Here is an 11793-nt window from a genome sequence, read left to right as displayed (position 1 = left end):
CGGGCTGCTGCTGATCGCCAAGAATCGCTCGGCGCTGACCGCGCTGCAGGACCAGCTGCGTGCCCGCGAGACCGGCAAGACCTACGCGGCGCTGGTCGGCGGCGAGTGGCCGGCCAGCCGCAAGGTGATCGACGTGCCGCTGCACAAGTTCCTCACCGGCGAGGGTGAGCGCCGGGTGCGGACTGTCGATGACGACCACGAAGAAGGCCGCCGCTCCATCACGCTCGTGAAAGTAGCGCAGAAGCTGGGTGACTTCACCCTGCTCGACGTCACCATCAAGACCGGCCGCACCCACCAGATCCGCGTGCACCTGGCGCACGAAGGCCACCCCATCGTGGGCGACGAGAAGTACGGAGACTTCGCCGTCAACAAGGCGGTCGCCAAAGGCGAGGCCGCCCAAGGCCACCGCTTCGACCGCATGTTCCTGCATGCCCGCCACCTGCGCTTCGAGCACCCTGCCACGGGCGAGGACATGGTGCTTGAGGCACCCTTGCCAATCGAGTGCGACGCCTTCGTCCAGGCGCTTTCTCCCTCCCGCTGATTCCTGTTGAGCCCCATGACCCGACCCCGCCGCTTCGACCTCATTGCCTTCGACTGGGACGGCACCCTGTTCGACTCCACCGCGCTCATCGCCCGCAGCATCCAGTCGGCCTGTGCCGACCTGGGCGTGGCCGTGCCCAGCGACAAGGACGCCAGCTACGTGATCGGCATGGGCCTGATCGAGGCCTTGCAGCATGCCGCGCCGGGCCTGCCGCGCGAGCGCTACCCGGAACTCGGCGCGCGCTACCGCCACCACTACTTCGCCAAGCAGCACGAGATCGTGCTGTTCGAGGGCACGCTCGCCATGCTGCAGGCGCTGAAAGCGCGCAACCACTGGCTGTCGGTCGCCACCGGCAAGTCGCGCAAGGGTTTGGACGAAGCGCTGACCAGCGTCGAGCTGCGCGGCATGTTCGACGCCACCCGCACCGCCGACGAAACCGCCTCCAAGCCCAACCCGCAGATGCTGCTGGAGCTGATGCGCGAGTTCGGCGTCGAGCCCGAGCGCACGCTGATGATCGGTGACACCACGCACGACCTGCAGCTTGCCGCCAATGCCGGCGCCGCCAGCGTGGGCGTGAGCTACGGTGCGCACGAGCCGGCGAGCTTTGCCGAGTTCGCGCCGCTGCACATCGCCCACTCCACGCAAGACCTGGCCGACTGGCTGGCCCGACATGCTTGAACCCGCAACCGAGTGGCCGGCGCAGCACCTGTGCGCGTCTGACGAACTGGCCGAGCGCGGCAAGGCGATCGTCTTCGACGTGCTGCAGTACCACGCCCCGGCGCGCGCCTTCGCGCTGCGCTTCGACGGCCAGGTGGTGGCCTACCTCAACCGCTGCCTGCACGTGCCCACCGAGATGGACTGGCAGCCGGGCGAGTTCCTCGACAGCGAGCGCGAGTTCATCATCTGCTCCATCCACGGCGCCACCTACGACACCCGGAGCGGGCGCTGCGTGGGGGGCCCCTGCGGCCGCGGCAAGCTCACTGCCTTGCAGGTGATCGAACGCGACGGGCAGGTGTATTGGTATCCTTCCCGCGACACCCAACCGGCATTTCCCGCATGAACCCCCAAGACGAGATTCCGCCCGCGCCCGAGCAGGCTGCGGTTGCTGCGCCCATCGCACCACCGGCTCCTGCGCCTGCGCCCTCGGCGCTGGAGCAGACGCTGGCCCTCTTCGCACGCGACTACCTGGCCGACCGCCGCACTGAGCGCCGCTGGCGCGTGTTCTTCCGCCTGCTGTGGCTGAGCTTCTTCGCACTCGTGTTCTGGGCCGTGCTCAACGCCCGCAACCCGACCGTGGCGCCGAGCGGCCCGCACACCGCACTGGTGGAAGTACGCGGCGAGATCGCCGAAGACACCGAGGCCAGCGCCGAGATGCTGGTGGCCGCGCTCAAGTCCGCCTTCGAGGACGAAGGCGCGCAGGCGGTGGTGATCCGCTTCAATTCGCCCGGCGGCAGCCCGGTGCAGGCCGGCATCGTCAACGACGAGATCCGCCGCCTGAAGGCCTTGCACAAGAAGAAGGTCTACGCGGTGGTCGAAGAGATCTGCGCCTCGGGCGCCTACTACATGGCCGTGGCGGCCGACGAGATCTTCGTCGACAAGGCCAGCATCGTGGGCTCGATCGGCGTGCTGATGGACAGCTTCGGTTTCACCGGCACCATGGAGAAGCTCGGCGTCGAGCGCCGCCTCATCACCGCGGGCGACAACAAGGGGATCGGCGACCCGTTCTCGCCCATGACGGACAAGCAGCGCGCCTACACCCAGGCCATGATCGACCAGATCCACCAGCAGTTCATCAAGGTGGTGAAAGATGGCCGCGGCAAGCGCCTCAAGCTCACGCAAGACACCTTTTCCGGCCTGTTCTGGAACGGCGAAGAGGCCATCAAGCTCGGGCTGGCCGACCAGCTGGGCAACCTCGACTACGTGGCGCGCGAGGTGGTGAAGGCCGAGGACATCATCGACTACACGCCCAAGGAGAACGTGGCCGAGCGCCTGGCCAAGCGTTTCGGTGCCTCGGTGGGTGCGGGCGCGGTGAAGGCCATGCGCAGCATGGCGCCGATGCGCTGAGCGTTCAGGGCACGAAGCGGTAGCCGATGCCCGTCTCGGTGACGAGGTGGCGCGGCTGCGACGGGTCGGCCTCGATCTTGCGCCGCAGGTGGCCCATGTAGACGCGCAGGTAGTGCGTGTCTTCCAGGTGGTTCGCGCCCCACACGGCGCTGAGCACCTGGCGGTGCGTGAGCACGCAGTCGGGCCGCGCGGCCAGGTGGGTCAGCAAGCGGTATTCGATGGGCGTGAGGTGCAGGGGTTCGCCGCCTCTTTCGACCGTGCGGCGGGCCAGGTCGATCTTCACCTCGCCGAACTCCAGCACGGTGCTGCCGGCCGTGGCGCCGGCAGCGCGGCGGCGCAGGTGGGCACGCACGCGGGCCAGCAGTTCGCCGGTACCGAAGGGCTTGACCAGGTAATCGTCGGCACCCGCATCCAGCGCGGCGATCTTGTCGTCTTCGGTGCTGCGGGCCGACAGCACCACCACCGGCACGTCCGACCAGGTGCGCAGGTCGCGGATCAGGTCGACGCCGTCGCCATCGGGCAGGCCGAGGTCGAGGATCACGATGTCGGGGTGGCGCGTGCCGGCTTCGATCAGCCCGCGCTGCACGCCCTCGGCCTCGTGCACCTCGAAGCCTTCACGCGTGAGCGACAGGCGCACGAAGCGGCGGATCTCTGCCTCGTCTTCCACCACCAGCACCTTGACCACGGGATCGCTCATGCCTCCTCCTGAGCCTCATTGTCAGGCTCGATGCTGGGCGGCGTGCCGCGCGGCAGGCTGACGCTGAAGCGCGCACCACCGCCGGGCCGCGTCTCGCCATGAATGGAGCCGCCGTGCGCCTGCACGATGGCGCGGCAGATCGCCAGGCCCAGGCCCACGCCGGGTGCGGCGCTCTCCTTGTGGCCGCGCTCGAACTTCTCGAAGATGGCCTCCTCGCGCCCCTTGGGCAGGCCCGGGCCGTGGTCGTCGACGCGCAGCGTGACGTGCGTGTCCGAGGCCTGCGCGCTGATCTCGATCGGGCTGCCGGCGGGCGTGTACTTCACGGCGTTCTCGAGCAGGTTGCACAGCAAACGCTCGAACAGCACCGCGTCGACGTCCAGCAAGGGCAGGTCGTCGGGCAGCGATACATGCACGCGCGCCGGCGCCAGCGTGCCGCCCATGGCCTTCAGCGCCGCGCCCACCAGCTCTTCGAGCGGCTGCCACTGCCGGTTGAGATGCACCGGCCCGGCCTGCAGGCGCGCCATGTCGAGCAGGTTGCCGACCAGTGCGTTCATGCGCAGCGCGGCCTCGCGCATGCCGGTGATGATCTCGCCGCGCGTGCCCGACGGGGGCGGCTCCATCAGCGCGAGCGATTCGGCCATGCCCACCAGGGCTGCCAGCGGCGTGCGCAGGTCGTGCGAGATGGCGGCGAGCAGCGAGTTGCGCAGGCGCTCCGACTCCATCTGCAGCGTGGTGTCCTGCGCCACCTCCACGTAGTGGATGCGCTCCAGCGAGAGGGCCAGCAGCGAGGCGCAGGTGTCGAGCAGCCTGCGCTGCTCGGGGCTGGAGAGCTTCGAGGCGCTTGCCGGCTCGATCGCGAGCACGCCGCGTACGCGCATCGGCGCCTTCAGCGGCAGGTAGAGCGCGGCCGAGCCGGGCAGCGTGTCGGTGCCGTGTCCGGCCGGCTGCACGTGGGCATAGGCCCACTGCGCCACGCCGAGGTCGATGTGCGTCGCCGGGTCGGGCACCGGCAGGGCCGGGCTGACCTTGTCGTGCAGGTCGGCCACCAGCAGGCCCGAGCGCGCGTTGAACTCCGAGCGGAGAAAGCGCGCCGCGATCTCGGCCACCTGCTCGGGCATCAGCGCGCCGGAGAGGTCGCGCGACATCGCATACAGCGCACTCACCCGTTCCTCGCGTTGCCGGGCCACGCGCGCCTGGAACTTGAGCCCGGCCGTCATCTGGCCGATGACGAGTGCGACGACCAGCATCACGACGAAGGTGAGCAGGTATTGCGCATCCCCCACGCTGAAGGTGAAGCGCGGCGGCACGTAGAAGAAGTCGAACGCCCCCACGCTCAGGAAGGCCGCCATCACCGCCGGCCCGCGCCCGAAGCGCACGGCCACCAGCACCACCGCCAGTAGGAACACCATCACGATGTTCGCCAGGTCGAGCTTCGAGTGCAGTGGCGCGGTGAGCAGGGTCACCGCCGCGCAGATGGCCAGGCTCCAGGCGTAGGGCGGCCAGCCCGAGGCCTGGGCCTCGTCGGGCTGCGGCCCGCGTGCGGGCGGGGCCGTGTCGCGCCGGCGCGCGGGCAGGGCGATCTGGATCACGTCGAGGTCGACGCCCTGGCCGCCCACGGCATCGGCCAGCGTCTGTCGCCACGGCCGCGCCAGGCGGCCGGTGTCGCGGCCGAGCACCACCCGCGACAGGTTGTGCTCGTGCGCGTACTTCACCACGGTGCCGGCGAGCGTCATCCCGCTGAGCAGGGCCGTGGTGGCGCCCGCCTCCTCGGCCAGCTTGAGCAGGCGCAAGGCGCGCTGTCGTGCTGCTTCGGGCAGGCGCTGCAGCTTGGGCGTCTCGACGTGGATGCAGTGCCACGGCACGTCGAGCTGCATGGCCATGCGGGCGGTGGCGCGCACCAGCTTCTCGGAGCGTTCGTCGGCGCCGATGCACAGCAGCAGCGCCTCGCGGGTCTGCCAGACGGGCGCCTGCGCCACGCTGCGGCGGTACTGCAGCATCTCGTCGTCGACACGGTCGGCGGTGCGGCGCAGCGCCAGCTCGCGCAAGGCGATGAGGTTGCCTTTGCGGAAGAAGTTGCGCACCGCGGCGGCGGCCTGCTGCGGCAGGTAGACCTTGCCTTCCTTCAGGCGCTGCAGCAGCTCGTCGGGTGGCAGGTCGACGATCACCACCTCGTCGGTCTCGTCGAACACGCGGTCGGGCACCGTCTCCTGAACGCGGATGCCGGTGATGCCGCTCACCACGTCGTTCAGGCTCTCCAGGTGCTGCACGTTCATGGTCGACCAGACGTCGATGCCGGCGCTGAGCAGCTCTTCCACGTCCTGCCAGCGCTTGGGGTGGCGCGAGCCGGCCACGTTGGAGTGGGCCAACTCGTCGACGAGAACGAGCTGCGGCTTGCGCGCAAGCGCGCCGTCGAGGTCGAACTCCTTCAGCAGCCGGTCGCGGTACGGCACTTCCTTGAGCGGCAGGCGCGGGAGGCCACCGACCAGCGCTTCGGTGTCGGCACGCCCATGGGTTTCGACGACACCGATCACGACGTCGGTGCCCTGGGCCTTCAGGGTGCGGGCGGCCGACAGCATGGCGTAGGTCTTGCCGACGCCGGCCGACGCGCCGAAGAAGATCTTGAGCTTGCCCCGCCCGGCCTGCGCCGCCTCTTCATGCAGGCGCGCCAGCAGCGCATCGGGGTCGGGGCGTTCGTCGGTCATTGAGGGAGAGTCAGCTCAGAGCCAGCCCACGCGGCGGAAGCGCCAGTACATCAGGCTGCACGAGATGGCGATCAGGCCCAGTGCCGCCGGGTAGCCATAGAGCAGCTTCAGCTCGGGCATGTGCTCGAAGTTCATGCCCCAGATGCCGGCAAAGGCCGTGGCCACCGCAAAGATGCCGGCCCAGGCCGCCAGGCGCTTGGTGGTCTCGGACTCTTCGATGGTCACCATCGCGAGGTTGACCTGGATGGCGGTGCCGAGGGTGTCGCGCAAGGTGTCGAGCGTGGCGTTGATGCGCAGCAGGTGGTCGTACACGTCGCGGAAGTACTCGCGGCTGCCTTCGCAGACGGAGGGCACGCGGCCGCTCCAGAGCTTGGCGGTCGATTCCATCAAGGGCGTGACGGCGTGCTTGACCACCATGATCCGGCGCTTGAGCCCGTACAGCTGTTCGATGTTGCGGCGAGCCGCGCCGCGCTCGAAGATCTGCATCTCGATGGCTTCGAGCTCGCTCTCCATCGCGTCGATGATGGGGAAGTAGCGGTCGACCACCGCGTCCATCAGTGCGTAGAGCACGAAGCCCGATCCATGCCGCAGCAGGTGCGGTTCCTTCTCGGCGCGGGAGCGCACGCCCAGCAGGCTCTTGTGGCTGCGGTTGCGCACCGACAGCACGAAGTTGCGGCCGACGAAGACGTCGACCTCGCCGACCGTCAGCTCGTCGACTGCGCTGAGCTCCACCGTGTGCAGCACGGCGAACAGCGTGTCGCCGTACTCCTCGACCTTGGGGCGCTGGTTGCCGTGGCGGGCGTCTTCGACGGCCAGGTCGTGCAGCCCGAACTCCTGCTGCATGGTGGCCAGCTCGTCTGGCGTGGCGTCGCGCAGCGCGACCCAGACGAAGGTGCCTGGCTGGTGGACGTAGTCGCTGATTTCGCCGACGGGGATGTCGGCGAGCTTCTTGCCTTCCTGGTAGGCCACACAGTTGATCAGCATGGTGGGAGAGGGCGAGTGGCGGTAGGCCGATTCTTGCTCCGATCAGCCCCGGCCGGCGGCGTCGAGCGCCAGGTTGAGCCGCAGCACGTTGACGCGCGGCTCGCCCAGGAAGCCCAGCAGCCGCCCCTCCGTATGGCGGGCCACCAGGGACAGCACCTGCTCGGGCGCCATGCCACGGACGCGGGCCACGCGGGCCACCTGGTACTCGGCCGCGGCCGCGCTGATGTGCGGATCGAGTCCGCTGGCAGACGCCGTGGCGAGATCCACCGGCACGGGAGTGGTGTGGCCCGGGTCGGCGGCCTTCAGCGCCTGCACGCGCCCCTTCACCGCATCCACCAGCGCCGGATTCAGCGGCCCCAGGTTGGAGCCGCCCGACCCGGCGGCGTTGTAGGCCGTGGGGCCGGTGGCCGACGGCCGGCCCCAGAAGTAGCGGGGGTCGCTGAAGCTCTGGCCGATCAGCGCCGAGCCGACCGGCTTGCCGTCCTTCGCCAGCAGGCTGCCGGCGGCCTGCTCGGGGAAGGCGATGCCGGCCGCGCCGGTGACGAGCAGCGGGTAGGCCAGGCCGGTGACGAGGCTCAGCACGGCGAACAGGCTGAAGGCAGGGCGAATCAAGGTCTTCATGGTGTTCTCCGAGGTTCAGACCAGGCCGGCGCCGCTGAGCGCCAGGTCGATGAGCTTGATGCCGATGAAGGGCACCGCCACCCCGCCCAGGCCGTAGATGGCGAGGTTGCGGCGCAGCAGCGTGGCGGCGCCCACGGGCCGGTACTTCACGCCTTTGAGCGCCAGCGGGATCAGGAAGACGATGACCAAGGCGTTGAAGATCACCGCCGACAGGATGGCCGACGACGGGCTGGCCAGCCCCATCACGTTGAGCGCCGCCAGCTGCGGGTAGGTGGTGACGAAGGCGGCCGGCACGATGGCGAAGTACTTGGCCACGTCGTTGGCGATGCTGAAGGTGGTGAGCGAGCCGCGCGTCATCAGCATCTGCTTGCCGGTCTCCACCACCTCGATCAGCTTGGTGGGGTTGCTGTCGAGGTCGACCATGTTGCCGGCCTCCTTGGCGGCCTGCGTGCCCGAGTTCATGGCCACGGCCACGTCGGCCTGGGCCAGGGCCGGCGCGTCGTTGGTGCCGTCGCCGGTCATCGCCACGAGCTTGCCCTCGGCCTGGTACTGGCGGATCAGGGCGAGCTTCTGTTCCGGCGTGGCCTCGGCCAGGAAGTCGTCCACCCCGGCTTCGGCGGCGATGGCCGCTGCAGTGAGCCGGTTGTCGCCGGTCACCATCACGGTCTTGATGCCCATGCGGCGCAGCTCGGCAAAGCGTTCCTTGATGCCGCCCTTGACGATGTCCTTGAGCTCGATCACGCCCAGCACGCGGGTGCCGTCGGCCACCACCAGCGGTGTGCTGCCGCGGCGCGAGACCTCGTCGATGGCCGCACTCAGCGTGGCCGGGAAGGCGCCGCCCAGGGCCTCGATGTGCTTGCGGATCGCGTCGGCCGCGCCTTTGCGCACCTGACGGCCCGGCAGGTCCACGCCGCTCATGCGCGTCTGCGCCGAGAAGTGCACGAACTGGCCGTTCAGGCTCTGCAGGTCGCGCTCGCGCAGCTTGAACTTCTGCTTGGCCAGCACGACGATGCTGCGGCCTTCGGGGGTTTCGTCCGCCAGCGAGGCCAGTTGCGCGGCGTCGGCGAGTTCGCCTTCGCTGACGCCCGCCGCCGGCAGGAACACCGAGGCTTGGCGGTTGCCGAGCGTGATGGTGCCGGTCTTGTCGAGCAGCAGCACGTCCACGTCGCCGGCCGCCTCCACCGCGCGGCCCGAGGTGGCGATCACGTTGGCCTGCAGCATGCGGCTCATGCCGGCCACGCCGATGGCCGAGAGCAGGCCGGCGATGGTGGTCGGGATCAGGCACACCAACAACGCGATCAGCACCGTGACGGTGACGGGCGAGCCGGCCTGGGCCACGCTCACGCTGAACAGGGAGAAGGGCAGCAGGGTGACGGTGGCGACCAGGAACACGATGGTCAGCGCCACCAGCAGGATGGTGAGCGCGATCTCGTTGGGCGTCTTCTGGCGCTTGGCGTTCTCGACCATGGCGATCATGCGGTCGACGAAGGTCTCGCCGGGGTTCACCGTCACGCGCACGACGATCCAGTCCGACAGCACGCGCGTTCCCCCGGTCACGGCCGAGAAGTCGCCGCCCGACTCGCGGATCACCGGGGCCGATTCGCCGGTGATGGCGCTCTCGTCCACCGAGGCCACGCCTTCGATCACTTCGCCGTCGGCCGGCATCACGTCGCCGGCCACCACGAGCACCGTGTCGCCGCGGCGCAGGTTCTGTGATTCGAGCGGATGCCATTTCGCGCCATTCATGGGGCCCCTGGACTGGCGAGTACGCGAGTCATCCCCCGAGGGGACGCCGGCCGGCTTGGGGCGGCCCGGCGCTTCGGCCGGTCTCGGTCCGTCCAGCTTCTTGGCCCAGGTCTCCTTCTTCAGGCCGCGCAGCGAAGCCGCCTGCGCCTTGCTGCGGCCTTCGGCCATGGCTTCGGCGAAGTTGGCGAAGAGCACGGTGAACCACAGCCACAAGGCGATGGCGAGGATGAAGCCCGCCGGCGCCTCGCCGGGGCCGGCCGCCGCCTGGGCGCACAGCAGCGTGGTGACGATGCTGCCGACGTAGACGACGAACATCACCGGGTTGCGCCACTGGATGCGGGGGTCGAGCTTCTTGAAGGCGTCGACCACGGCCGGCCGGAGCAGCACCGGGTCGAACAAGGTGAAGGTCTTGCGTGTCATGTTCACTTCCAGAGCAGCAGGTGCTCGACCACGGGGCCGAGTGCCAGCGCGGGGACGTAGTTGAGAAGCCCGACCAGCAGCACCACGCCGATCAGCAGCGTGACGAACAGGCCGCCGTGCGTGGGCATGGTTCCGCCGGTGACGGCGATGCGCTTCTTGGCCGCCAGCGAGCCCGCGATGGCCAGCACCGGCACGATCACGCCGAAGCGGCCGAACCACATCGCCACGGCGAGCAGCACGTTGTAGAAGGGCGTGTTGGCCGACAGCCCGGCGAAGGCACTGCCGTTGTTGTTGGCGGCCGAGGTGAGGGCGTACAGGATCTCGGAGAAGCCATGCGCGCCGGGGTTGGCGATGCCGGCGCGGCCCGCGTCACTCATCACCGCGATGGCCGTGCCCAGCAAGACCAGCAGCGGCGTCACGAGGATGGCGATCGACGTCATCTTCATCTCGTGGGCCTCGATCTTCTTGCCCAGGTACTCGGGCGTGCGGCCGATCATCAGCCCGGCGATGAACACCGCCAGGATGGCGAAGACCAGCATGCCGTACAGCCCCGTGCCCGTGCCGCCGAACACCACCTCGCCCAGCTGCATGTTGACCAGCGGCACCAGGCCGCCCAGCGGGGTGAAGGAGTCGTGCATGGCGTTCACCGCGCCGCACGAGGCCGCGGTGGTGATGGTGGCGAAGAGGCCCGAGGCGGCGATGCCGAAGCGTGTTTCCTTGCCTTCCATGTTGCCGCCGGCCTGCGTGGCGCTGGCCACCTGGTCGACGCCCAGCGCCGCGAGCTGCGGGTTGCCCTGCTGCTCGAAGGCCACGGCGGCGATGGCGCCGGCCACGAAGAGCACGAACATTGCGGCGTAGATCGTCCAGCCCTGGCGGGGGTCCTGCACCATGTGGCCGAAGCTGAAGCACAGGCCGGCCGGGATCAGGAAGATCAGCAGCATCTGCACGAAGTTGCTGAGCGCCGTCGGGTTCTCGAACGGGTGCGCCGAGTTGGCGTTGAAGAAGCCGCCACCGTTGGTGCCCAGCATCTTGATCGCCTCCTGCGACGCGACCGGCCCCATGGCCAAGGTTTGGCGCGCGCCTTCCAGCGTGCCCACGTCCCGGTAGGCATCGAAGTTCTGGATCACGCCTTGCTGCACGAAGAACAGCGCGGCGATGAAGGCGATGGGCAGCAGGATCCACAGCGTGACCCGGGTCAGGTCGACCCACGCGTTGCCGATGCCCTGGGCCGAGTGGCGCGCCAAGCCGCGGATCAGCGCGACTACCACCACGATGCCGGTGGCCGAGGAGAGGAAGTTCTGTACCGTGAGCCCCAGCATCTGGGTCAGGTAGCTCATGCTCTGCTCGCCGCCGTAGCCCTGCCAGTTGGTGTTGGTGGCAAAGCTGATGGCGGTGTTGAACGACGAGTCGGGCGAGACGTTGGCCATGCCCTGCGGGTTCAACGGCAGCCACAGCTGAAGCCGCTGCAAGGCGTAGACCGCGAGCACCCCCAGGGCATTGAAGAGCAGCAGGGCGAGCGCATAGCGCAGCCAGCCCATCTCCACCTCGGGCTGGATGCCGCACAGCCGGAAGAGGGCGTTTTCGACGCGCGTGGCGAAGCGCAACCGGCCCTCCATCACGTGGGCGATGTAGCGCCCCATCGGCACGGCGAGCAGAAGCAGCACGAGGCTGTAGACCGCCAGCAGGAGCCAGGCCTGGGGAGTCATGAGAAGTCCTCCGGCCGCAGCAGCGCGGCCACGAGGTAAACCAGCAGGCCCGCCGAGACGAGGCTGCCCAGCACATAGAGCCAGCTCATTGCGCAGGCCCTCCGAGCCGGGCGCAGCCGCGGGCCATGGCGGCCAGGATGAGCCAGAACGCGGCGGCGAGCGCCAGGTACACGATGTCCATCGACAACTCCATCGAAAGGGATGGAGGGATCGTAGGAATCAGCGCATCAAGATGTCGTCAAAGTCGCGTGGTGGCGCATCAAAACGGTATCAACGAGCGCTCAGTTGCTCGGGTGCTCGCTGTTGCCGGTG

Annotated in this window: 11 protein-coding genes; 4 read left to right on the top strand and 7 right to left on the bottom strand. The window is 69.1% G+C overall.

Annotated features, from left to right (window positions below; all coding sequences use genetic code 11):
- The 4 genes from VFL64_RS00220 to VFL64_RS00205 form a co-directional block, all read left to right on the top strand.
- Positions 1-541: RluA family pseudouridine synthase (locus VFL64_RS00220; protein ID WP_489538363.1), on the top strand; the 541-nt coding region annotated here is incomplete at its 5' end.
- Between the two features lie 15 nt (positions 542-556).
- A complete protein-coding gene (locus tag VFL64_RS00215; protein WP_489538362.1) occupies positions 557-1219 on the top strand; it encodes an HAD family hydrolase in 663 nt (220 codons plus the stop codon).
- On the top strand, positions 1212-1601 hold the full coding sequence (locus VFL64_RS00210) for a Rieske (2Fe-2S) protein (RefSeq protein ID WP_489538361.1): 390 nt from the start codon (positions 1212-1214) through the stop codon (positions 1599-1601). The genes VFL64_RS00215 and VFL64_RS00210 overlap by 8 nt, the downstream gene beginning before the upstream one ends.
- Entirely contained in the window at positions 1598-2605 is a 1008-nt protein-coding gene (locus tag VFL64_RS00205; protein WP_489538360.1) for a S49 family peptidase, read from the top strand. The genes VFL64_RS00210 and VFL64_RS00205 overlap by 4 nt, the downstream gene beginning before the upstream one ends.
- Positions 2606-2609: 4 nt before the next feature.
- On the opposite strand, the gene kdpE is transcribed toward VFL64_RS00205, so the two are convergent.
- Genes kdpE through kdpF form a run of 7 tightly spaced genes read right to left on the bottom strand, consistent with a single transcriptional unit; the run spans position 2610 to position 11570 of the window.
- Positions 2610-3302 carry a two-component system response regulator KdpE gene (kdpE, locus tag VFL64_RS00200; protein ID WP_489538359.1) on the bottom strand — a complete coding sequence of 231 codons (693 nt, stop codon included), beginning with the start codon at positions 3300-3302 and terminating at the stop codon, positions 2610-2612.
- Positions 3299-6004 carry a two-component system sensor histidine kinase KdpD gene (gene kdpD / locus VFL64_RS00195; protein WP_489538358.1) on the bottom strand — a complete coding sequence of 902 codons (2706 nt, stop codon included), beginning with the start codon at positions 6002-6004 and terminating at the stop codon, positions 3299-3301. The genes kdpE and kdpD overlap by 4 nt, the downstream gene beginning before the upstream one ends.
- A gap of 15 nt (positions 6005-6019) precedes the next feature.
- Positions 6020-6988, bottom strand: coding sequence for a magnesium/cobalt transporter CorA (gene corA, locus VFL64_RS00190; protein WP_489538357.1), 969 nt, complete (start codon positions 6986-6988; stop codon positions 6020-6022).
- A gap of 42 nt (positions 6989-7030) precedes the next feature.
- Entirely contained in the window at positions 7031-7609 is a 579-nt protein-coding gene (gene kdpC / locus VFL64_RS00185; protein ID WP_489538356.1) for a potassium-transporting ATPase subunit KdpC, read from the bottom strand.
- A gap of 15 nt (positions 7610-7624) precedes the next feature.
- Entirely contained in the window at positions 7625-9775 is a 2151-nt protein-coding gene (gene kdpB, locus VFL64_RS00180) for a potassium-transporting ATPase subunit KdpB (protein ID WP_489538355.1), read from the bottom strand.
- 2 nt (positions 9776-9777) lie between these two features.
- Positions 9778-11481 carry a potassium-transporting ATPase subunit KdpA gene (gene kdpA, locus VFL64_RS00175; RefSeq protein ID WP_489538354.1) on the bottom strand — a complete coding sequence of 568 codons (1704 nt, stop codon included), beginning with the start codon at positions 11479-11481 and terminating at the stop codon, positions 9778-9780.
- Complete coding sequence (gene kdpF / locus VFL64_RS00170) at positions 11478-11570, bottom strand: K(+)-transporting ATPase subunit F (RefSeq protein ID WP_489538353.1); 93 nt, start codon at positions 11568-11570, stop codon at positions 11478-11480. Before kdpF ends, kdpA begins: the two co-directional genes overlap by 4 nt.
- Between the last annotated feature and the right edge of the window lie 223 nt (positions 11571-11793).

This window comes from Rhizobacter sp. (genome assembly GCF_035702065.1).
Taxonomy (GTDB): Bacteria; Pseudomonadota; Gammaproteobacteria; order Burkholderiales; family Burkholderiaceae_C; genus Rhizobacter.
Note: the sequence above shows the minus strand (reverse complement) of the source record. Positions and strands in the feature narration are given on the sequence as shown.

Bases quoted from the DNA above. Each gene is read 5' to 3' on its own strand.
- kdpB (WP_489538355.1), bottom strand. From the start codon at position 9,775: ATGACACGCAAGACCTTCACCTTGTTCGACCCGGTGCTGCTCCGGCCG.
- kdpA (WP_489538354.1), bottom strand. From the start codon at position 11,481: ATGACTCCCCAGGCCTGGCTCCTGCTGGCGGTCTACAGCCTCGTGCTG.
- kdpC (WP_489538356.1), bottom strand. From the start codon at position 7,609: ATGAAGACCTTGATTCGCCCTGCCTTCAGCCTGTTCGCCGTGCTGAGC.
- kdpD (WP_489538358.1), bottom strand. From the start codon at position 6,004: ATGACCGACGAACGCCCCGACCCCGATGCGCTGCTGGCGCGCCTGCAT.
- VFL64_RS00210 (WP_489538361.1), top strand. From the start codon at position 1,212: ATGCTTGAACCCGCAACCGAGTGGCCGGCGCAGCACCTGTGCGCGTCT.
- VFL64_RS00205 (WP_489538360.1), top strand. From the start codon at position 1,598: ATGAACCCCCAAGACGAGATTCCGCCCGCGCCCGAGCAGGCTGCGGTT.
- kdpE (WP_489538359.1), bottom strand. From the start codon at position 3,302: ATGAGCGATCCCGTGGTCAAGGTGCTGGTGGTGGAAGACGAGGCAGAG.
- corA (WP_489538357.1), bottom strand. From the start codon at position 6,988: ATGCTGATCAACTGTGTGGCCTACCAGGAAGGCAAGAAGCTCGCCGAC.
- VFL64_RS00215 (WP_489538362.1), top strand. From the start codon at position 557: ATGACCCGACCCCGCCGCTTCGACCTCATTGCCTTCGACTGGGACGGC.
- kdpF (WP_489538353.1), bottom strand. From the start codon at position 11,570: ATGAGCTGGCTCTATGTGCTGGGCAGCCTCGTCTCGGCGGGCCTGCTG.